At 65.0% G+C, this 20,187-nt stretch carries 22 protein-coding genes and 1 pseudogene; 9 read left to right on the top strand and 14 right to left on the bottom strand.

Translation table 11 applies throughout. The features are described 5' to 3' along the window. Nucleotides 1-36: 36 nt before the first annotated feature. A complete protein-coding gene (locus E4P29_RS00780) occupies nucleotides 37-813 on the top strand; it encodes an acyl-ACP thioesterase domain-containing protein (RefSeq protein WP_094644066.1) in 777 nt (258 codons plus the stop codon). Here E4P29_RS00780 and E4P29_RS00785 read toward each other — a convergent pair. From E4P29_RS00785 to E4P29_RS00815, 7 genes are all read right to left on the bottom strand, one after another. After that, the gene (locus E4P29_RS00785) at nucleotides 717-2,177 is read right to left on the bottom strand and encodes an AMP-binding protein (RefSeq protein ID WP_245154091.1); all 1,461 of its coding nucleotides are present in this window, start codon (nucleotides 2,175-2,177) and stop codon (nucleotides 717-719) included. The genes E4P29_RS00780 and E4P29_RS00785 overlap by 97 nt on opposite strands. Continuing rightward, nucleotides 2,155-2,817 (bottom strand): energy-coupling factor transporter transmembrane protein EcfT, encoded by a 663-nt coding sequence (locus E4P29_RS00790; protein ID WP_135041087.1) that lies wholly within the window; start codon nucleotides 2,815-2,817, stop codon nucleotides 2,155-2,157. The genes E4P29_RS00785 and E4P29_RS00790 overlap by 23 nt, the downstream gene beginning before the upstream one ends. Then, nucleotides 2,814-3,494, bottom strand: coding sequence for an ABC transporter ATP-binding protein (locus E4P29_RS00795; RefSeq protein ID WP_027498187.1), 681 nt, complete (start codon nucleotides 3,492-3,494; stop codon nucleotides 2,814-2,816). Before E4P29_RS00795 ends, E4P29_RS00790 begins: the two co-directional genes overlap by 4 nt. After that, nucleotides 3,491-4,612 (bottom strand): thiolase family protein, encoded by a 1,122-nt coding sequence (locus E4P29_RS00800; RefSeq protein WP_135041089.1) that lies wholly within the window; start codon nucleotides 4,610-4,612, stop codon nucleotides 3,491-3,493. The genes E4P29_RS00795 and E4P29_RS00800 overlap by 4 nt, the downstream gene beginning before the upstream one ends. Next, nucleotides 4,609-5,757 carry an AMP-binding protein gene (locus tag E4P29_RS00805; RefSeq protein WP_209205253.1) on the bottom strand — a complete coding sequence of 383 codons (1,149 nt, stop codon included), beginning with the start codon at nucleotides 5,755-5,757 and terminating at the stop codon, nucleotides 4,609-4,611. The genes E4P29_RS00800 and E4P29_RS00805 overlap by 4 nt, the downstream gene beginning before the upstream one ends. Next, nucleotides 5,754-6,356: a biotin transporter BioY gene (locus tag E4P29_RS00810; protein WP_209205254.1), complete on the bottom strand. Its 603-nt coding sequence runs from the start codon at nucleotides 6,354-6,356 to the stop codon at nucleotides 5,754-5,756. The genes E4P29_RS00805 and E4P29_RS00810 overlap by 4 nt, the downstream gene beginning before the upstream one ends. A 107-nt stretch (nucleotides 6,357-6,463) precedes the next feature. Next, nucleotides 6,464-8,617, bottom strand: a complete 2,154-nt coding sequence (locus E4P29_RS00815; protein ID WP_167735345.1) for an HNH endonuclease signature motif containing protein — start codon at nucleotides 8,615-8,617, stop codon at nucleotides 6,464-6,466. Between the two features lie 103 nt (nucleotides 8,618-8,720). On the opposite strand from E4P29_RS00815, the gene E4P29_RS00820 reads away from it, so the two are divergent. Beyond that, nucleotides 8,721-9,233: a GNAT family N-acetyltransferase gene (locus E4P29_RS00820; RefSeq protein WP_135041093.1), complete on the top strand. Its 513-nt coding sequence runs from the start codon at nucleotides 8,721-8,723 to the stop codon at nucleotides 9,231-9,233. On the opposite strand, the gene E4P29_RS00825 is transcribed toward E4P29_RS00820, so the two are convergent. The 3 genes and pseudogenes from E4P29_RS00825 to E4P29_RS00835 all read right to left on the bottom strand — a co-directional run. Further along, nucleotides 9,223-10,170, bottom strand: a complete 948-nt coding sequence (locus E4P29_RS00825) for a CPBP family intramembrane glutamic endopeptidase (RefSeq protein ID WP_167735346.1) — start codon at nucleotides 10,168-10,170, stop codon at nucleotides 9,223-9,225. The two genes, E4P29_RS00820 and E4P29_RS00825, sit on opposite strands and share 11 nt — an antisense overlap. 117 nt (nucleotides 10,171-10,287) lie before the next feature. Further along, nucleotides 10,288-10,527, bottom strand: a complete 240-nt coding sequence (locus E4P29_RS00830; protein ID WP_209205255.1) for a hypothetical protein — start codon at nucleotides 10,525-10,527, stop codon at nucleotides 10,288-10,290. A 34-nt stretch (nucleotides 10,528-10,561) separates the two neighbouring features. Then, nucleotides 10,562-10,906, bottom strand: a pseudogene (locus E4P29_RS00835) (GAP family protein); the annotation flags it as partial. Between the two features lie 140 nt (nucleotides 10,907-11,046). On the opposite strand from E4P29_RS00835, the gene E4P29_RS00840 reads away from it, so the two are divergent. Then, the gene (locus E4P29_RS00840) at nucleotides 11,047-11,652 is read left to right on the top strand and encodes a TetR family transcriptional regulator C-terminal domain-containing protein (protein ID WP_135041097.1); all 606 of its coding nucleotides are present in this window, start codon (nucleotides 11,047-11,049) and stop codon (nucleotides 11,650-11,652) included. On the opposite strand, the gene E4P29_RS00845 is transcribed toward E4P29_RS00840, so the two are convergent. Further along, entirely contained in the window at nucleotides 11,631-12,809 is a 1,179-nt protein-coding gene (locus tag E4P29_RS00845; RefSeq protein ID WP_167735348.1) for an MFS transporter, read from the bottom strand. The genes E4P29_RS00840 and E4P29_RS00845 overlap by 22 nt on opposite strands. A gap of 89 nt (nucleotides 12,810-12,898) precedes the next feature. Between E4P29_RS00845 and E4P29_RS00850 the strand changes: the two genes are divergently transcribed. Beyond that, nucleotides 12,899-13,441 (top strand): GtrA family protein, encoded by a 543-nt coding sequence (locus E4P29_RS00850; protein ID WP_027498197.1) that lies wholly within the window; start codon nucleotides 12,899-12,901, stop codon nucleotides 13,439-13,441. After that, nucleotides 13,428-13,961 carry a histidine phosphatase family protein gene (locus E4P29_RS00855; RefSeq protein WP_135041101.1) on the top strand — a complete coding sequence of 178 codons (534 nt, stop codon included), beginning with the start codon at nucleotides 13,428-13,430 and terminating at the stop codon, nucleotides 13,959-13,961. The genes E4P29_RS00850 and E4P29_RS00855 overlap by 14 nt, the downstream gene beginning before the upstream one ends. 6 nt (nucleotides 13,962-13,967) lie before the next feature. Here E4P29_RS00855 and E4P29_RS00860 read toward each other — a convergent pair whose 3' ends face one another. Then, entirely contained in the window at nucleotides 13,968-14,168 is a 201-nt protein-coding gene (locus E4P29_RS00860) for a membrane protein (RefSeq protein ID WP_027498199.1), read from the bottom strand. A gap of 157 nt (nucleotides 14,169-14,325) precedes the next feature. On the opposite strand from E4P29_RS00860, the gene E4P29_RS00865 reads away from it, so the two are divergent. The 3 genes from E4P29_RS00865 to E4P29_RS00875 are packed head-to-tail and all read left to right on the top strand — an operon-like array spanning nucleotide 14,326 to nucleotide 16,843. After that, nucleotides 14,326-14,904, top strand: a complete 579-nt coding sequence (locus tag E4P29_RS00865; protein ID WP_135041103.1) for a hypothetical protein — start codon at nucleotides 14,326-14,328, stop codon at nucleotides 14,902-14,904. Beyond that, the gene (locus E4P29_RS00870) at nucleotides 14,904-16,190 is read left to right on the top strand and encodes a histidine kinase (RefSeq protein WP_135041105.1); all 1,287 of its coding nucleotides are present in this window, start codon (nucleotides 14,904-14,906) and stop codon (nucleotides 16,188-16,190) included. Before E4P29_RS00865 ends, E4P29_RS00870 begins: the two co-directional genes overlap by 1 nt. Further along, nucleotides 16,187-16,843: a response regulator transcription factor gene (locus E4P29_RS00875; protein WP_135041107.1), complete on the top strand. Its 657-nt coding sequence runs from the start codon at nucleotides 16,187-16,189 to the stop codon at nucleotides 16,841-16,843. Before E4P29_RS00870 ends, E4P29_RS00875 begins: the two co-directional genes overlap by 4 nt. Before the next feature lie 13 nt (nucleotides 16,844-16,856). Here the strand turns inward: E4P29_RS00875 and E4P29_RS00880 are convergent, their stop codons facing one another. Then, a complete protein-coding gene (locus tag E4P29_RS00880) occupies nucleotides 16,857-18,179 on the bottom strand; it encodes an NAD(P)/FAD-dependent oxidoreductase (protein WP_135041109.1) in 1,323 nt (440 codons plus the stop codon). 131 nt (nucleotides 18,180-18,310) lie between these two features. On the opposite strand from E4P29_RS00880, the gene E4P29_RS00885 reads away from it, so the two are divergent. Beyond that, nucleotides 18,311-19,228, top strand: coding sequence for a LysR substrate-binding domain-containing protein (locus E4P29_RS00885; protein ID WP_135041111.1), 918 nt, complete (start codon nucleotides 18,311-18,313; stop codon nucleotides 19,226-19,228). On the opposite strand, the gene E4P29_RS00890 is transcribed toward E4P29_RS00885, so the two are convergent. Next, nucleotides 19,204-20,172: an MsnO8 family LLM class oxidoreductase gene (locus E4P29_RS00890; RefSeq protein ID WP_209205283.1), complete on the bottom strand. Its 969-nt coding sequence runs from the start codon at nucleotides 20,170-20,172 to the stop codon at nucleotides 19,204-19,206. The two genes, E4P29_RS00885 and E4P29_RS00890, sit on opposite strands and share 25 nt — an antisense overlap. Nucleotides 20,173-20,187: the final 15 nt, after the last annotated feature.

A 20,187-nucleotide genomic window follows, 5' to 3' on the forward strand; every position in this document is an offset into this window, starting at 1 on the left:
CCACCCGCGTACAGTGCGGACGTGACCAATGCACGCGTGGAACCGGCCGGCTTCGACGACGAACTGGCACCCGAGCCGCCGCCCGGCGAGGGCTTCGAAACGAGCTGGCCGGTACGGACCGGCGACATCGACCCCAACAACCGTCTCCGGTTCGACGGTGTCGCGCGCTACCTCCAGGACATCGGCACCGACAATCTCGACGCCACCCCGCTGGGTAAGACCGACCCGATGTGGATCGTCCGACGCACCGTCATCGACGTCTTCGAGCCCATCCACTTTCCCGACCGCGTGCACCTGCGGCGCTGGTGTTCCTCGATGTCGACGCGGTGGTCCAACATGCGGGTGGCGGTGACGACCCCCAAGGGTGGTCGCATCGAAACCGAGGGCTTCTGGATCAACATCAGCAAGGACACCGGCATGCCGACGCGCATCAGCGACGGGGCACTGGAGATGCTGGCCAAGACCACCGATCAGCACCGGTTGCGCTGGAAGGCGTGGCTGACCGAACCGGTACCGTCGCAGTCCCAGAGCGATATCGAATTCCCTTTGCGCGCAACCGATATCGATCCTTTCAACCACCTCAACAACGCGGCGTACTGGCACGCGGTCGAAGAACTCCTGGTGGACTTGCCGCACCTGGCGGCAGCGCCCCACCGCGCCGTCATCGAATACCTCACGCCGGTGCTGGCGAACGAACGCGTGACGCTACGTCACCGCTACGAGGGCGGAGCGCTGACCGTCTGGTTCGTCGTCACCGGAGCCTCGGGCGAACCCACGGTCCGCACCGTCGCCAAGGTTGCACCCAAGGCCTGACGATCGAGCTTGCCGCGCGGGGTACGCGGCAAACCGTCGACGATCGCGATGACGACGGGCAGACTCGGGTCGGGTAGCAACGAACGCAGGTGCCGCCGTATCCGCGCTACCGTCGGTGAATCATTCTCTGCTACAACCACTCCGGCGGCCGGTATCTCCCCCGCTCGATCATCGGGCAAGCCCAGAACTCCGGCATCGAGAACACCGGGGACCGACAACAGCGCTACCTCGATCGGGGGCAACTCGACCGTGAGGCCTGCTCGAACGATCGTCTCGCTACCGCGGCCGAGCAAGGTCAGCCGGCCCTGGTCGACGCCGCCGCGATCACCGACCGTCATCCACCCGTCGACCGGGCCGTCCGTCAGGCTGGTGTGCTCACCCACCCGACTCAGATAGCCGTCGAACAGCATGTCGCTGCGCACATGCAGAAATTCGCCCCGGGTCTCCACCTCGACGCCGTCGAACAGCGCCCCCTCGATCTCCGCACCCTCGGAAGTTCGACGGTCGTAGGACACGAAGCTCAGTTCCGACGCGCCGTAGAAGTGCGTCATGGTCGCGTTCGGTAGCACCGTGGCAAGTGCCGCCCGACCCGACTGCGGCCATCGCGCCGCAGACGACAGCACCTCACGGACGCTGGGATAGTGCACGTGCGACCGCGCGATGTCCCAGGCGATAGTCGGAACCGAATACAGGTGTGTCGGAGCATCTTCGAGAGCGGCCGCCGCCGTACGCAGGTCAACCGTCGCGCCGCGGGTCAGCCCGTGCAACGCACCGTAGAGAAAGTGCGTGTGATCGAGAGTTCCCGACGCAGACACTCTGTCGCCCGGTCCGAGATCGAACAGAGAATCGGAACGGTCGAGCGTAGCGACCCAGGACGCCTGATCACGGACGAACAATTTCGGTGGGCCGGTAGTTCCGGAGGTGATGCCCACGAGCAGTTCGGCGCTGCGTGCCGGCGGATCGACGCGTGCGACACGGTCGCCGGCAAGCTGCTCGGGTGCCAGCACCGCGTCGGCACCCCACCGACGCAACCGTGCGTGCTGACGCGGATGCGCCACGATCAGCGCAGGCGCAGTGACCGACATCGCGTCGACGAATTCGCCGGGTAGCAGATGCCGATGCAGCAGAACGACACTCACGCCGGCATGCATCGCGGCCGCGACGACGACCAGCGAGTCGATGTCCGACGTCGGCAACACCGCGATGCGACGCATCCCGGCCATCGACCCGGCCGTACATTCCACCCGACGCCACATATCCCGGTACGTGATCCGACCGGTCGCGTCGACGATCGCGATGTCTGCCCGATCGCAGTGCTGCGCTACCCGCGCGGTGAGAAGATCACTCCTCATCTGCACCGTCATCGTCCACACCGTCGTCATCCACCCCGTCGTCATCCACCCCGTCGTCATCCACACCGCGCGCAACCAGGGCGTCGCCCATCGCATCGGCGGTACGCAGCGCGCGCACCAACACCGGTGTGGCCAAGGCGGTCATCGACCACTGGAGGCCGCGGGCCTTCCGGGCCTGCGACACTTCCTGCACGATCGACGTCAACAACGGTATGCAGCGAATGGCAAGGGCCAGAAGCAAACCGATTCGATCCGGGTCGACGCCGAAGCGGCGGACGGGACCGAGGGCTCGGGTGACGGTATCGAGCATGTCGGTGACCCGGGTGGTCAGCGTGACCAATGCGGCCAACGCGACGGAGACGATCAGCACTCCGCAGACCACCGCTGCGCGTTGCCAGGTGGTGATGATCACCTGGAACACCCCGATGATCAGCAGCATCCACAGCACCGGACGTAGTTGCGCCAGAGCAACTTTCACAGGGATGCGGGCGACCGCGAACAGTGCCGCGACCATCACGGCAACCACGCCGACCTCGAGGGGTGTGCGGGCAAAAATCACCGTCGACAAAATAGCAACGATCAGCGCCAGCAGTTTCGATCCCGGACTCATCCGATGCAGCAACGAATCACCGGGGCGGTAGAGACCGATCATCCGATCAACTCGCGGTAGGCCGGGACTGCGGCAGCCGGGGTGCCGTCGAACGCGATGCGGCCGTCGTCGATGACGATGACGCGCTCGAAGCCGTCCAGCAACGCCAGCTGATGAGTCACGACGATGACCTGCTGGTCCATCGAATTCAAGGCGTCTGCGACGACGCGGCCGTTACGCAGATCGAGCAAGGTCGTCGGCTCGTCCGCGACGATCACCTCCGGCCGCCGAATGAGGACGGCCCCGATGGCGAGCAACTGTTTCTGTCCACCGGACAGCAGATGCGCAGGGTGGTCGCGGTGCCGATCGAGTCGAAACCTGACGAGCATCTCGTCGACACGCTCGGCCACCTCGGTCTTGCTGAGCCCGGACCTCCGTAGCGAGAACGCGAGATCCTCTGCGACGGTGGGCATGACGATCTGAGAGTCGGGATCGGTGAAGACGAATCCGACCTTCTTGCGGACCTGCGCGCCCTTCTTGGCCGCGTCGATTCCGTCGACCGTGACCCGGCCGGTATCGGGCTTGATCAACCCGTTGATCATGCGGGCCAGCGTGGATTTTCCCGATCCGTTGGACCCGATGATGCCGATACGGCGTTCGTCGAATTCGAGGTCTATGCCGCGCAGCACCTGGCGCTCGCCGAATGCGTGAGAGATGTTCTCGAAGGCAACCGTACTCATGACACTCTCTCCGCCAGCATAGCTATTCCCTGCCCGCCGCCGATAGCGCAGGCCGCCAGCCCCAGCGCAGGGCCTCCGGGCTGCAGCATACGAGAGAGCAACCGCACCAACAGTATTGCGCCCGACGCTCCCCACGGATGCCCCATTGCGATGGCACCACCGTCCGGGCAGATGCGGTCCTCGTCGATGCCGAGTTCGTCTGCGACGGCAAGCACCACCGACGCGAAGGCCTCGGTGATCTCGACTGTTTCGATGTCGCTCAGCGCTACCCCGGTGCGGGCCAGCAGCTTGGCGATCGCAGGTACCGGTCCGAGCCCGGGAAGGGCAGGATCGGACCCGGCAACAGCGCTTCCGAGAATGCGCAGCGCCGGCATGCCCGCGGCGCGGTCGAGGCTGGTGACCGCCAGAACGGCTGCGCCGTCGGAGATTCCACACGAATTACCGGCGGTCACGGTCCCGTCCGTGCTGAACGTGGGGCGCAGCCTGCCCAGGCGCTGCGTCGTCATGTTGGGCCGAATGCGCTCGTCGGTAGCCATATTGTTCACAGCCACGATTTCCGCGGAGAAGTCGTACGCTGCCGCTCGTGCGAAAGACCGTGCGGCATAGGCATCCTGGCGTTCGCGACCGATCCCGCGACGCCGCGCGAGGTCATCCGCCGCAACACCCATGTCCGGGTCGTCGAACCCGTCGGGTGCGAACGGCGCTCGGGTGTAGCGGACAGGCTCCGCGTCGCCGACGGGCGGCCAGAACCGCCACGGGCTGGTACTCGCAGATTCGACTCCCCCGGCCAGAATCATCGTCTCGTCGCCGCTCCGGATACGCGACGCGGCCTGGGCGAGCGCGTCCAACCCGGATCCACACTGCCGATCGACAGTGACTCCCGGGACGGCGACACCGAGCCCGGCACCCAACGCCGCCACTCGGGCGACGTCACCGCCTGGGCCTAGGCAGTTGCCGAGAATCACGTCGTCGATCGGAACACCGAGTGGACCGACTTCTGCGGCAACGGCTTTCAGGACCGGTACGGCCAAGTTCGGTGCCGTGACATCGGCGAACCCGTGCCCTGCGATACCGATCGCGGTACGTTTACCCGCGACAACAACGGGTGTGGGTGTCATGCCAGTGCCCCTTTAGCCAGCAGGGCCCCGCGTGCGATTTTTCCGCTGGCGGTGCGGGGCAACTGCTGTACCACCGTCCACCGCCTCGGTAGTGCCTCTTTGGTCATGGCCGCTCGGGCATCGGCGCGCACCAGGTCGAGATCGCGTGAACCGTCGAGTTCGATTACGGCAGAGACTGTTTCGCCGAGAACGGAGTGCGGGGTCCCGATCGCCGCGGCGGCGAGGACGCCGTCGATCGAGACCAGAATTCGCTCGACGTCCTCGGCGATCACGGTGGTGCCGCCGACGTTGATCGCCGCATCTCCGCGCCCGTGAACGACGAGCTCCCGGCCGCACACGTCGGCCAGGTCGCCGACGGCAAACCAATCGTGTGCACTCAGGGCGGCGTAGGGGGACCGCACGAACAGGTATCCGTCGTCGGTGCGCACCTCGACGTCGCGAAGCAGCGCCAGCAACGGCTGCTCACCCACCACTCTCGCTGCGATCAAGGACAACTCGGCGGCCCCGTAATATTCGACCAGTCTCACACTGTCCGGAACTGACTGAGCTGCAATGGAGTCCAGCATCGTTCCAGCTACGACCGCGATCCGAAGGTGCGGCATCCGCGGAGCGACGTCCCGCAACACAGCGGGGACCGCATGTACCACCGTCGCCTGCGCATGGTCGTCGGTGACACAGGCACCGAGCCACAGCGCATGCAGCGCCGCGAACAGATGCATCGTGGCGTGCAGAGGGCCGGTGATCGCTACCGAATCGGTGGGACGGATGCCGGTGATGTCGGTGAACTCGGCGAAGCTGTCGAGCCACGACGCCGCGGTCCGCGCGAGCGGCTTGGGCCTGCCGGTGGAACCGGAGGTCGCAACCAGGAGGAAGGCGTCGGGATCGGGGGCGCCGCTGCGTTCGGGCCTGGCGGCCGGGTCCTCGACTCGCACCGCGCACCCCTGCCGAGCAGCCGCGAGAACGCACACCAGTGCGTCCGGCAGATCCAGTGCTGACGCGTCGTGAGATTGGGCGTCGTGAGATTTGGTGTGTGCCGGGAGGTGAGGCCACTGCTCGACGGCGGCGTCGAGTTCGGCGTAGGTGAGACTGCGACCGCGCCAGACGATGGCGGTGTCCTGGTCTCGACCACCCAGCGTCAAAGTCACCTCTTGATCAGTCCCGGGTAGGCGCGGTGCACGCTCTTGGCCACGACCGTGCCGACGACGACCTTCGCGATATCGCCGGGCAGGAACGGTCCGTTGGTGGTGATCGCGGCCCAGATCCCGACGTCGGTGCGCAGGATCAAGCCGATAGTGCCGAAGATGTAGATGACGAGGATTCCGCCGACGGCGTTGATCGCCAGACCGAGCGCGATCGAGTACTTCGGCAGGATGCGGGCGGTGAGCCAGCCGATGATCAGCGCTGCCGCGATCCAGCCGATCAGGTATCCGACGGTGGGGCCGGCCATGGCCTGAAGGCCGGTTCGTCCGCCCGCCAGCAGCGGCAGGCCGATCATCGTGAGGGCGAGGAACACCAGCACTGCGGCTGTCCCCTTGCGCGGCCCCAGAACTGCGCCGGCCAGGATGATGCCGAGGGTCTGCAGGGTGATCGGGACTCCGGAGAAGCCCACCGTGATCGATCCCGGCAATCCGAGCGCGGCGATGAGTGCCGCGAACACCGCGATCTGCGCCATGTCGCGGGCGGAGACGTTCATTCGACCGACCTTACGGCTCGGCGGGCGAGTACTGCTGTCGATACCTGACACGGTGGCTCCTCGAGGAAGGGGCGATCACCTGCCCCAGATACTTGAACGGCGTTCAAGGTAGCAGGTGCGTGGCCCTGATTACCTATCGGGCACCGGCGGTGCCGGCGTCAGAAGGGCGCGGGATCGTATCGACTCCAGTCCTGTCGTATGCGTGCGTGCACAACGCGGCAATGCTCGAGATAGGCCCGCCTCTTCTCTGCTAGCCGCTTCCTCGCCATGTCCGTCGAGGCAGCACGGAAGTCCGCGAGCGTCGGGGGTGTGGATCCGCTGTAGTCGAGTTCCCATCGGGTGGGTTCGGACACAGATGACACCAGCTCCGCCGACCGTTTCCGACGTCGGCGGCGACCCACGGGCGATCCGATCGAGAAGTCCGGCAACGTGACCGAGCACAATCCGAGCGAGTTCGACCACGAAATTGCCCCTCCGGCCGGCATCGCCGCCGACCACGTTTTAGAGGTCTTCGCCTGATGATGGAACACGCACACCGGCTGAAGATTGGTCTCGATGGTCCAACCACCCCGCCGCGGATCGTCTTGGTCGAACGGCACAAGATGGTCGATCTGGCACCGCGCCGACGGCACGTCGCAACGGGGAAACGTGCACGTGCGATACGCGGCCCGAATGACCGCAGCGACGCGGGCACTGGGTCGATAGGTCACCGCACCCTGAGATGGACTGCGCTCCCCGCCGTGGCCGTCGGGAAAGATGCCGCAGGCACGCTCGGGCTTCTCGGCAATCCATGCGAGCCACCGAGCGACCAGCCCATTGCGAACAGACTCCTCCCCCAGCAGAGCGGCTGCGGGTGCGGCTACGGGTGTAATCGAGCAGTCACCTGCCCCGCGTATCGACGGAAGCTCGCCGGCAGCGCGCACGCGCCCGATGCCCACCACTCGACGTAGCAACAAACCGGTCGACAACCGCAAGCCTGGGTTGTGCCCGCTGCCCGGGTGCTTACTGCTGCCCGAGTCTCGACCGCTGCACTCACCGCGCTGCGAGCCTCCAAAGCCGTCCGGGCCTCTTCCGCGACGGTCGTCCTGGTCGCCGCCGTCTGGACCCGCATCGCCGTCAGGACCGGCATCGGGACCGCCATCGCCGTCAGGACCGGCATCGGGACCGCCATCGCCGTCAGGACCGGCATCGGGACCCGCGTCGTCGTCGGGACCGGAATTGCCATCAGGATTCACGTTGTTCGGGTCGCCGCCATCCGGCCCTCTGCTAGACGGTCCTCCGCCTTTCGGGTCACCGCTAACCGGGCCGTCACCGCCCTCAGGGCCGTCGTCGCCCTCGTCGCACTCAGGGCCGTCACCGCCCTCGTCGGGACTGTTTCCCTCTGGTTTGAGCATGTCGACCAACTCGGTCAGCATCGCCTGCCATTTCGCGTCGGTGGCGACGACGCGCGCCACCTCCGGATCGATGGGCGTCCCGTCCGCCAAGGTCGCGGGATCCGAGGACAGTCCCAGCAGCGTCTCCACCGCCACCACGATCTGAAGGAGATGCCCGCGCCGAGGAGGGAGATCATCGGTGCCACCCGCAACCGGGCAGTCGTCGCCCAGATCGCACTGACAGGCCAGCGAATGTTCGCCGTGTAGCAACGCCATCAGTCCCGCCGCCCGCAGCATCCCCGTCGACCGCGGATCGTCCTTGCAGACGGTCCCCACAATCTCGGCAATGAGCGCATCTGCCTCGGCCGCCTCGAGATCCGTGATTTTTGCGATGAGCGACGAAATACCGCCGGGACCGGCGCGGTCGATCCGCACACCGACTTCCTCCGTCTTGGCGGTCTCGCGAGCCTGCGCAGCGCCGTCCGGATCGGCCCGCATCCACAACCGCCAGATTCGGTTCCGCAAGGCCTGCGGACGCATTCGGCCTCCTGCGGCGCAGACCTCGTATTCGATTGTCGAGATGGTCTCGTCACTGGCGCGATGCAACACCGACGTGATGGTGACCATCGTCGACCAGTCGAAGCTGCCGGTCACAAAACGCAAGGCCGTCAACGGCATTCGATGTAGACGCTCCGCAACGTCGTGCATCACCCCCGCATCGCGACGCGTGCCGGTCATCGTCACGGCCAAGTCGCACAACGCGCCGCGGACGGTCTCGCCAGGGTCCCCACCGCCGGATTCGGCAGCCTCCAACCGCATTTCGAGCACGTCGCAGTACGCCAGGACGGTCCCCGCCCGGGCAAGATTCTCCTGGACACGGCTGAGCGCGATGACATCGAGAAACCCCGCAATACAGTCATCGACCGACGGCGTCTCCACCGCCCCCCACCCCCCCGATATCGAACATGTATTCGATAGTACGAGAGGGGTCCGACAAGAAAATTCGATTCGGTCACCGAGTTCGGGCCGGTATAACGACACCATGCGCAGTTACTCGATTCGTGATGTCCGGCCCGGCGACGAGCATCAGATCGGTACAGCACACGTTGCGATCTGGAAGGCAACGTATGCGGGAATGATGAACGGTGCGAAGTTGGATGCGATGAGGCCCGCACACCGCATCGAACGGTGGGAGCAGATCATCGCCCATCGCGACGAGTCGTCGGCGCGCGGAGTTCGCACCCGATGCGCAATAGACGTCGCCGATTCGGGCGTCGTCGGCTTCGCGACCGGAGGACCCCCGCGCGACGAAAACCCGCCCGCGCCACGAGAATTGTGGTCGTTGAACGTTCTTCCCGAACACCACGGCACCGGCATTGCACTGGCGTTGATGAACGACGCACTAGGTGAGGACACTCCCGCTGCATATTTGTGGGTGGCCGCGGCCAACGAGCGCGCGGTTGCCTTCTATCGCAAGAACGGGTTCGAGCTGGACGGCGAAGCCCGCTTCGACCCGACGTGGGAATGCCATGAGGCACGCATGGTCAGGGCTTGACGGGTGGTTCGTTTCTGGATCGGTCGGGGTTCACGTTCTCGGGATTCAGCACGACGTCGGTCACCACAGGCGTCGTTTCGACAGCCCGATCGTTGGAACGGACAGCCACCGTGTTCGGCAGGAACGCATCGAGGGCGCGAGGCGTGATCCACCACAGCAGGGCCGCGAACAGGATCAAAATGTTGATCCACTGCAGCACCGTCGCCGAATTGTCGGACGGAATCACCCGGTCGAAGACCTGGATGTTCATCACGAATCCATGAATGAGGATCAGCACCCACAATCGCCGATATCGGTAATACACCCACACCGCCGCCGCGCCCCACATGGCTGCCCACAGGAATCCGCCGCCGCCGAAATACAGGTACAGGAAGCCCCGCAACGTTGCCGACAACCCCATGATCGCCCAGATCGGCATCCTGCCCACCAACAGCAGAACCGGCAGAGCCACCAGAATCGGCTCCTCCCTCAGACCGACAGCGAGCGCCGAAACGACTGCAAGCCAATCCGATTCGACAGAGGCAGGGATAGAGAACCCAAACCGGACGATATTCAGTCGCGACAAGACGAGCACTATCGCCGACGCCGCGCCGATCGCAGCACACCATGTCAACGCAGCCTCACGCGCGGAGCCATGCCGCAGAGGCAGCACCGCCGGCAATGTCCGTCGCCGCGCGAGATACACCGCGCCGATCGCAATCGCTCCCACAACGACCTGCAGCGCGCCGACCGCGAGATCGGTCCACTGATCGTGCATCGTGAGGATCGGTGCCGGCGCATGCGGCTCACGAAAACGCCACAGCGCACCCACCAAGCCGATGAAATAAACGACGACCCACCCGACCACAAGAGCCGCAACCATCACAGCGGTACCGGCAGCGTTCAAACCACGCCGAGGCGAGCGAGCACGAAGACCCGCGTCGACACCGGTCGTCACCGGACCACCACCATTCCGCTCGATACAGATCGCCGAACAGCTTGTTTATCACGCCTGGGCCGAGAATTCAGTATGGTCTCAGCGATACGAACCGGCGGTGCCAGTCACGGCCGAGTGTCACGCTCGGATGCATCGCTCGAATCCTCGGTTCCGACGATGTCGTCTCGCAGTTCCGCGAGTAGCCCCTTTTTTCGGCGTGCCGCGACGCGAGTCCCATAGGTCCAGCATCGCGAGCACCACCAGAACACAGCCGATCGGGCCACCCTGGAACCAGAACATGTGCTGGTCCCAGAAGAACAGCGCCAGCACAGCTCCGACGACAATCATGACGACGCTGCGCGCCTCTCTCGACTTCATCGCTTCCCTTTCATTGGTTCGGACCACAACCAGGTCAGACCAGATTCAGTTCGATCGCCGCATTCGCGGTCAGTAGCGCGCCCACCACGATCGACACCGTTGCCGCTACGCCGGCGGTCCAACGGTCCACGCGCCGCACCAGCGGTCGCGTGACCGACGAAATACGCTCCTGCGCAACCACTCCGACAGCCAGCAGGACGAGGGCAGGCGACAGCATCACAAGCACGTACGCCGCCAGAATCGACACCGAGGACAACCACCCCAGGTCCGCATCTCCCACGATGGCGATTGCCGAAAAGTAGGGCAGCATCGTCGCTACCTCCACCGCGCCCACAACGACCGCGAGCAGAACAACCCCGCGAACACTCCCCGGGGTCCGCGTCCACCACGCACTGCTGGGGACTCGACGCCGATACTGTCCAGCAGCGCAAGCCCGGTCAGCTTAATTAACACAGCTGTACCGTAACACGGTTTCAACACAGTCGTGTCAAAAAAATCCTCTCGTGCTAGAACAGACCGATGCCGAAGATCGTCGACCACGACGCACGCCGAGCGAAGATCGTCGCCGCCGTGTGGCGCGTCATCGAACGAGCAGGAATGAACGGGGCGACGGTACGTAGCGTCGCTGCCGAAGCCGGCGTCTCCCCTGGATCACTGCGGTACTACTTCTCCGATCAAGGAGAACTTGTCCTCTTCGCGGCCGAGGCCATGACGCAACGCGTCGTACATCGGTTGGAGGAGCATCCGGCCGGAGGCGACGGCCTGGTTCGCGCGATCCGAGTCCTCGAGGAAATGCTGCCACTCGACGAGGACCGCCGTGCCGAGGCGTCGGTGTGGCTGGAAGCGATCGTGCGTGCCAGATTCGACGAGCGACTCGCCGCCCTCAAGACGGCCGGGTGGTTCGGCAGCCGTTACCTCTGTCGGCTCGCGTGGGCGCACCTGCACGATCTCGATCGACCGAACTCCCCCGCATTCACATTCGACAGCACTGTCGACGAACATGCCGCGGCCGAACTGCATACCTACATCGACGGACTGACACTGCAGGCGGTGACGTATCCCGAGCAACTCACGGCCGATGAGGTGCGTCGGTTGTTGCGCTCTTATCTGGAGCCGCAGTCCTGAACCGAGTCGATGGGAAATCTGCGGCCGTAGAGCCACCCGATCACCGCGACGACGACGCCCGCAGCAGCGATCGCAGCCAATACCGACCCGAAGCCCGATGCCTCGACGACCCGCCCGACCACCAACGGTGCCAGCAGAAATCCGGCACGCGAGATCAGCGAGACGGTCGAGATCGCCGCAGCCGACGACACACCGGGAAGCCGTCCGGCCAGGCTGAACACGATGGGAAACAGCGGACTCGACCCCAGGCCGGCGACCGCGAACGCGGCAATGACCAGAACAGGCACGTCGACGGCGAGCACCGACAGCCCCGCGATGCCCGCAAATGCGACCGCTACCAGCGCTGCGCCACCCGTCAGTACCGACGACGGTCCGAAGCGGTCCACTATCCGGTCACCCACCAGGCGTCCCACCAACATGGCCACCGAGAACGCCACGAACGCCAGACCGGCAGCGCCAGGACCGGCACCCTGCTCGGTCGTCATGTACACCGCGCTCCAGGACTGCGGGAAATCCTCCATCAGGCCGGCCAGCAGAACCACCGCGCCGAGCATGGCCAGCGCCGCAATCGGACGGCCGACGGCCGGCTGAGGAGTTGGCCCGTCGGCGGACTCGTCCGGCCGTGCGTCCGGACCCAGCAGACCCCGGCCGACCGCCGCGAGCGCGAGAACCAACACCACTGCAACGCAGCCGAAGTGCACCACGACCGGAAGGCGAGCACCCGCGGCCGCGGAACCCGTCACTCCGCCCACCACAGCCCCGACGCTCCACGCGGCATGAAAGCCACTGAGTAGAGACCGACCGGCACGCTCCTCGACCAGCACTCCCTGTGCGTTCATGGAAATGTCCATCACCGCGTCGGCCCCGCCGAGCAGGACCAGAGCTGCCAGCAACGTCCACCACGACACCGCCACAGCGGGGAGCACGAACGCCCCGCACAACAAGAGTCCCGACGCGAGAACAGCCCACCTACTACCGAATCGGTGGACCAGCACGGCTGCAACGGGTGCTGCGGCAAGCCCGCCGACACCGACCCCTGCAAGTGCGAGACCCAGCGTGGCAACATCGATGGACAACGAGTTCTGGATCTCGGGAATGCGGGGTGCCCAGTTGGCGAACACGGCGCCGTTGACGAAGAAGACGATCAGAACGGACAAGCGAGCACTGGTTTTCGGGCGGCCCATAGTGCCGCGAGCCTATCGTTGATGGAGCTACCCAACCCGTTACTCGAGGTAACGTCGATGGGATGCATGTGTCCGACCGCCTCACCGACCACGTTCCCGAGCGTTGGCTCGCGCCCCTCGTCAAGCACGCCGAGGCTCTGAAGTTCCTCATCGTCGGAGCAATCACCTTCGTCGTCACCGTCGTGCTGTTCTTCGGCTTGAAGTGGACGATCCTGCAGGACAAGCCGGTGACAGCCAATGTTCTGGCCGTGCTGATCGCGACGATCGTGTCTTACGTCCTCAACCGGGAATGGTCGTTCACTGCCCGCGGCGGACGACGTCGCCATCACGAAGCAGCGCTGTTCTTCGCCGTCGCCGGGACCGGTCTGGCCATCAACCAATTGCCGCTCTGGGTGTCGAGTTACGTGCTGGATCTGCGCGCTCCCAACGTGTCTTTCATCACCGAGAACATCGCGGACTTCGTCAGTGGCTCCATTGTCGGCACCCTGCTCGCTACCGCCTTCCGGTGGTGGGCAATGCGGAAGTTCGTTTTCCCCGAGCCGGTGAACGTCGTTCCCGACGAGGTTGCCCTGACCGTTTACGGTGGACGGCATGGCGACCACTAGGACTCTCGTGCTGATGCGGCACGGAAAATCCGGCTACCCCGACGGCGTGCCCGACCACGAGCGGCCACTGGCTCCACGCGGCCAACGGGAAGCAGGACTGGCGGGAGCCTGGATCACCGAGCATGTCGGCTCCGTCGACGCCGTGTTGTGCTCGACGGCTCTGCGGACTCGCGAGACCTTGGCCGCCACCGGCCTCGGCGATGCACCCACCCGCTTCGAGCGAGATATCTACGGCGGTTCGGCCGACGAGATCATCGACGAAATCAAACTGGCGGACACCTACTTCGACGACGTGACGGTCTCGACACTGTTGGTCGTCGGGCACGAGCCCGGAATTCCGTGGACGGCACTCGAACTGGCCGTCGACGACGACACCGACGTGGCCCGCGAAGTGCGACACCGCTTCCCTACCTCGGCGATCGCCGTGCTGACCACCGAATGCAGCTGGGCCGAGCTGGCAGCAGGTACCGCCACGATCACCGAATTCTGCATCCCCCGCGCCGATTCCGACGGCGCGTAGACCCGACTAACGGTTCCGGAGATACAGGTAGCCGGCACCGCCTGCGGCGATCAGCAGAATCAGCGCGGCAGGAAATCCGAGAAGCCACCACACCACCGCGAGCACCACCAATGCAGGTGCGGCGGCAATCAATGCAATACCGGGATTCTCGCGAACCGTTTCCAGCGCGGACTGTGCATGGACTCTGTCGATCTTCTTGCCTGCCATCGTCGACTCCCTCTTCGTGTCCCGTATGCGTGATTCCACAGTAGCGCGGCCTACTACGACTTTCGGTGGACCGCCGCGTCGTACGTCGGTAGGAATCACCAGCTACGACGCCTCGGCAGGGGTGTCGCATCAGAGCCGACTCGCGTGAGATCGGCCCATGGACAATCCGATTCTGCTCACCATCGCCGTCTGCGAAGTCGGATTCTGGGTGCTGGTCCTGGGCGGCCTGTGCTTGCGCTACCTGGCACGGATGCGGCGAGCCAGCACCGTCATGCTGGCTCTGCTTCCAGTCCTCGATCTCGTCCTCGTCGCTGCCGTCGCCGTCGACTTGCATCGCGGTGGGGAGGTCGAGTTCGCTCACCGTCTCGCCGGTATCTACCTCGGTTGGACCCTCGTGTTCGCGCACTCCACCGTGGCCTGGCTGGACGTGCGCTTCGCCCACCGGTTTGCGGGAGGACCGGCACCGTCCACGCCACCCAAGTCCGGACCGCAGGCCTACCGCAACGAGATCCGAGGATTCGTGAAATGGCTGTGCGCTGCCGCGATCGCACTGGCTATCACCTACGTGCTGGCGGCTACCGTGGCAGACTCGAAGCAGGCAGCAGCGTTGAAAACAGTGGTGCAACCGCTCGGCGTCATCACGTTCTTCTGGTTCGTCACCGGACCTCTGTGGGTGCTGGGAACCAAGAGCCCTGGGCGCTCGAAAGACACTGCAGGAGAACGGAGTCGACTCTGATGATGGGCAGGTCCCGGATACCGAACACGTTTCGCCCTTCCTGGCGGCCGCGTAATCCGGTGGTCCTGCCCGTCGAGATGCTGCTGGCCACCGTCGTCTACGCCGCATTCCAACTCTCGACGGGCATGGTCGGCGACACCAGAGACGAACTCGTCGAGAGCCCGGCGCTGATCACGGTGAGCGTCCTCGCAGTACTGGCGATGACAGCGGCGACCTGGGTCCGCCGGACCTACCCTGTCTTCTCGTACTCGGCTGTGGTCGCGATCAGCGTGGCACTCATCCTCGTATTACCCGAGCGCACTTTGGGTTTCACTCCCCTGTACTGGTTCGCCATCGCCGCGTTGGCAATTCGCGTGAGCGGCCCGCGACTCTTCGTTCCCCTCGGCGCAGGATTGATACTGGAGATCCTGGTCAGCGTCGATACACGCCTGTCCTTTCCCGACGCCGCAGCCGGACCTGGCGGCACCGTCGGAGTGGTGGCCGAACAGATCGCCAACCTGGCCATCAACTACACGGTGCTCATCGCGCTGGGTAAATACATCGCACGTGGCCGGGCCCAGGAACTGGAGAGCGAGGCGGCATTGGGGCGGGCCGAATCGGCGCACCGGGAACGCCTGGAGACAGCTCTGGACAACGAGCGGCGCACCATGGCACGCGAATTGCACGACGTCGCAGCCCATCACCTCACCGGCATGCTCATCCAGGCCAAGGCTTCGAAGACTCTGATCACGAGCGACCCCGAGCAGGCACGCGAACTACTCACCGGCGCAATCGGACACGGTCAACGCACCCTCGACAGTCTCCGCCAAATTGTCGGCATCCTGCGTCCGACCGACAATGACGGCGGCGCACCACAGCCCATGATCTCCGATATCACCGACCTCGTCGAACAGTCTCGAATGTCGTTCGCCTCCATCGACCTCGACGTCACCGGCGACGCAGCCCGAACGGACAGCGCGGTGCAGCTGACATGCTTTCGCATCGTGCAGGAGTCACTGTCCAATGCTCGACGCCACGCGCCCGGTTGCGCCGCACTGGTCCAGGTCAGCACTGGAGCCTCGAATGTCGAGGTGACCGTTTCCAACACGATTGCCTCCCTCACCTCCGGTCATGACGATTCCTTGGGTCAGGGATTCGGCATTCCCGGCATGCGGGAGCGAGCAGCCCTGTTCGGCGGGACGCTGGAGGCCGGGCCGAATGAGCTGGCCGACGGCAGAGGCTGGGTGGTGCGCGCGCGACTACCGGTCGACGGCAAGATCTCTCGCCCCGACGGGGTACCGGCATGATCAGAGTACTGATCGTCGATGATCAACCCGTGGTTCGGCAGGGATTCGAGCTGTTCCTGGCCGGCAACTCCGCCATCGAGGTCGTCGGACACGCATCGTCGGGACGGCATGCAGTTCAACAGGTCTCGGCGCTGCAGCCCGACGTCGTACTGATGGACATTCGGATGCCGAACGGCGACGGACTCACCGCGACACGGGAAGTCCTGGCGCGATTCGACGATGTTCGCATCATTGTCGTCACCACCTTCGATCTCGACGAGTACGTGTTCGCCGCACTCGACAGCGGTGCATCCGGATTTCTGCTCAAGGATGCCGATCCGGACGAGCTCGTCGACGCCGTGACGACCGTCGCCGCCGGCGGAGCGGCCCTGTCGCCGCGCATCACCCCGCGGTTGATTGCGGAGTTCGCGCGACGCGGGGCACCACAGCGATCGACGAGAAGCACTGCCCCACAACACGACCTGAGCCTCCGGGAGATGGAGGTGGTGCAATTGCTGGCGACAGGGCTGGGCAACAGCGAGATAGCCCGATCACTGCAACTCGAGCAGAGTACGGTCAAGACCCACATCGGCAACATCTGCCGCAAACTCGAGGTCAGCACCCGAGTGCACGTTGTGATCTGGGCCTACCGCAACGGTCTGGTGGGCAGCTAGCCCTATCCGAATCCTAAGCCGCTGAACGTTCCTCGTCGTCCGATGTCTCGTCGGCAAGTTCGAGCATCGACCCGGACTTGTCGGTGTACTGGAAGTGCGGTCGCTTGTCGCCGATGTACGACGTCATCCACGACACCACCGCAACGTAACGGTTTCGGAAACCCACCAGGTACATCAGGTGCACCGCGAGCCACATCACCCAAGCGATCGGCCCGGACATGTCGACCTTGCCGAACAGTCGAGCCACCGCACTGAAACGGCCCACGATCGACATGCTGCCCTTGTCCACATACTTGAACGGCGTTCCCGCGTCGACCTTTCCGATGATCGTCTTGGCTACATGGCGGCCCTGCTGCATCGCAACCGGCGACTGTCCCGGCAGCTTGTGCAGCGAGGTCACGTCGCCGATCGCGTAGATGTCCTTCGCGGTACCGACGGTGAGGTCGTCGTGCACGAGCAACCGACCGGCCCGATCGGTCTCGCACCCGGTGCGCTCGGCGATCGTCGCCGCCAGCTCGCTCGCCTGAACTCCGGCCGACCAGATCACGGTCTTGGCCGGGTAGGTGCGCGAGGTCTTCGTATCTACGTCCTGCACCGTCACGACGTCGTCGGCGATATCGGTCACCATGGCACCGGTGACGACGTCGACGCCCGACTTCTCGAGCTTGGTGCGGGCATAGGCACTGAGCTTGCCGCCGAAAGCGGGGAGTACCTCTTTCACACCGTCGACGAGGGTGACCGTGACGTCGTCGGGTCCGATGTCGGGGAACGAGCCGGCGAAGTATCGGTGCGCGAGATCCCTGATCTGGCCGGCCAGTTCGACGCCGGTCGCGCCTGCACCGACGACCACGAAGCTGAGTAGTTCCTTGCGCGCGTCGAGATCGGATGTCTGGTGCGCCTTTTCGTAGCAGCTCAGAATCTGCTCACGCAGGGCGATCGCGTCGTCGACGGTCTTGAGCGCGAAGGTGCGGTCCTTGAACTCGTCGCGGCCGAAGTAGGCCTGAGTGGCCCCGGTGGCGACGATCAGGCGACCGAAACCGATGGTGTGGCGTTCGCCGCCACCGACGTAAGAGACCTGATGACTCTCGGGATCGACGTCGACCACTCGGCCCAGACGCACATCGGCGGAGTCGTACTGCGCGAGAATGCGCCGGATGGGCGGGGCGATCTCGCCCGTCGAGATCATCCCGGTTGCCGCCTGGTAGAGCAGCGGCTGGAACAGGTGCTCGGTGGTGCTGGAGATCAGAGAGAACGTCACACCGGCCTTGCCCAGAGCCTTGGCCGCGGCCAACGCTCCGAATCCCGAACCCACGATGACGACGTCGTACGTTTTCACAGCACTTCCCTTTCCGAGCACACATTTCTTGTAGATCGACGAACTACCTCCATGAAACTCCGCCGTTCCTGCGCTATCAACGCGAGAGTTGAAATAGCATCCATGAGCAGAACTCATGAATGGAGGTGGCCGTGGAGCTGCGGCAACTGAAGTACTTCCTCGCGGTCGGGGAAGAACTCAACTTCTCCCGTGCCGCCGAGCGGTGCTACGTCTCGCAATCAGCGATCAGTCTGCAGATCTCCAAGCTCGAACGCGAGATCGGTGAGCCGCTGTTCGAGCGCACCTCACGCACAGTCCGATTGACCGTCGTCGGAGCACAATTGGTGTCCATCGCCCGCCACATGGTGGAGCTCGAACAGGCCGCTCTGGCGCTGACGACCAGGCGTCGAAACCAACTCCGCCTCACCGGAAACATGACCTTCGCCGCGAACGCCATCTCCGCAATCGTCGCGGTACGCGAACGCCATCCCGACGCCGAGATCGACTTCGTTCTCAAACGATTCGCAGAACAGATCGAAGCGGTGACCTCGGGCGACTGCCAGGTGGCACTGATCCGCGGCAGCGTCGAACGCTCCGGTCTGCACGTGACCGAACTGTGGACCGAGGACCTCGTCGTCGTCCTCGCAGAGGGCCACCCCCTGGCCGGGGAACCCAACCCGAGCCTGAGCCAACTCGCCGAATATCCGCTGCTGCTGCCCAAACGAAGCGAGCAGATCTTGCTGCACCGCGTCATCGAGCGTGAGATGAAACGCAGTGGGCTTCCACTGACCTTCGGTCCGCCGGTGGCGTCCGATCACACCGCGAGCGCCGAACTGCTCAACCACCCGCAGTGTTGGTCGATCCTCTACGCCAGCACGGCCGAGAGCACACCCAAAACCGGCCTGGTGTTTCGCACCGAGGCCGACCGTCGGCTGCGACTACCGGTCTCGGCAGTGGTCGACGCGACCGTGCCGGCCACCGACATTCAACGCGATCTGGTTGCCGCGCTGGCAGATACAGCTCCCGCTCAACCCACCGCGCCGGTTCAAAAAACTGCGCCGGAGAGCTGAGCGAAAGCGGCGTCGGCGGCGAACAGTTCGGCCCGGTCGAACGTCGACGTCGAGGCCATGACCTCGTCCGCGCCGGTGCGCTCGATCAGCTCGTCGAGCCGTGGGCGGACCTGCTCGGCCGTGCCGAGGATGGTTGCTTCCAACGAGGATTCGATCCGATCTCTGGTCCGCGGCGTCCACCGAGCTTCGTCGATCGACGAGGCGGGTTCGAGCGCCGGGAACTCACCCTCGCGCCGTGATCGCGCCATCGCCCACGCCTCCGGGAGGGCGAAACGGCGCGCATCTGCTGCGTCCGCGGCGATCGTCACATCGAGCGAGACGACGACGTACGGATCCGGCAGTTGCGGACTCGGCCGAAAGTGCTTGCGATACTGCGCCAGTGGATCGTTCCCGCGCAGTACCGGGCCCCCGACGACCACCGGCAACCCGGCACGGGCAGCAACCTCCAGACCGGCACCGGTGGCGAGCACGAACATCGGCGGCGGCGTAGTTGCCGGCCGCGCGGTCACAGGACCGGACCCGTCCAGATACGAACGCACTTCGGCGACGTCGGCCTCGAAAGTATCGGGAGCGTCGCGGTCTCGACGCAGGGCGGCGCGCACCGGTTCGGTGAACCCGAGCGAACGCCCGACGCCCAGGTCTATCCGGCCCGGAAAGAGCGACTCCAGCATCAGAAACTGTTCGGCCACGATCAGGGGTTGATGATTGGGCAGCATCACCCCGCCGGACCCGACGCGAATGCGCGAGGTCTGCGACGCCACCGCCGCTGCGAGAACCGCAGGCGCGCCCGACGCGATGCCGAGTACAGCATGATGCTCGGCCACCCAGAACCGGTGCAGCCCGAGCTTTTCGGCGTGCACACCGCGTTCGACGGTGTGACGGAGCGCCGCGGCGTCGTCGACACCTGCCCTCGTGCGGGATCGGTCGAGCAGTGAGAAGAACACATCAGCTGCAACCGG

This window comes from Rhodococcus sp. 1R11, from assembly GCF_004563845.1.
In the GTDB taxonomy this organism is placed as follows: domain Bacteria; phylum Actinomycetota; class Actinomycetes; order Mycobacteriales; family Mycobacteriaceae; genus Rhodococcoides.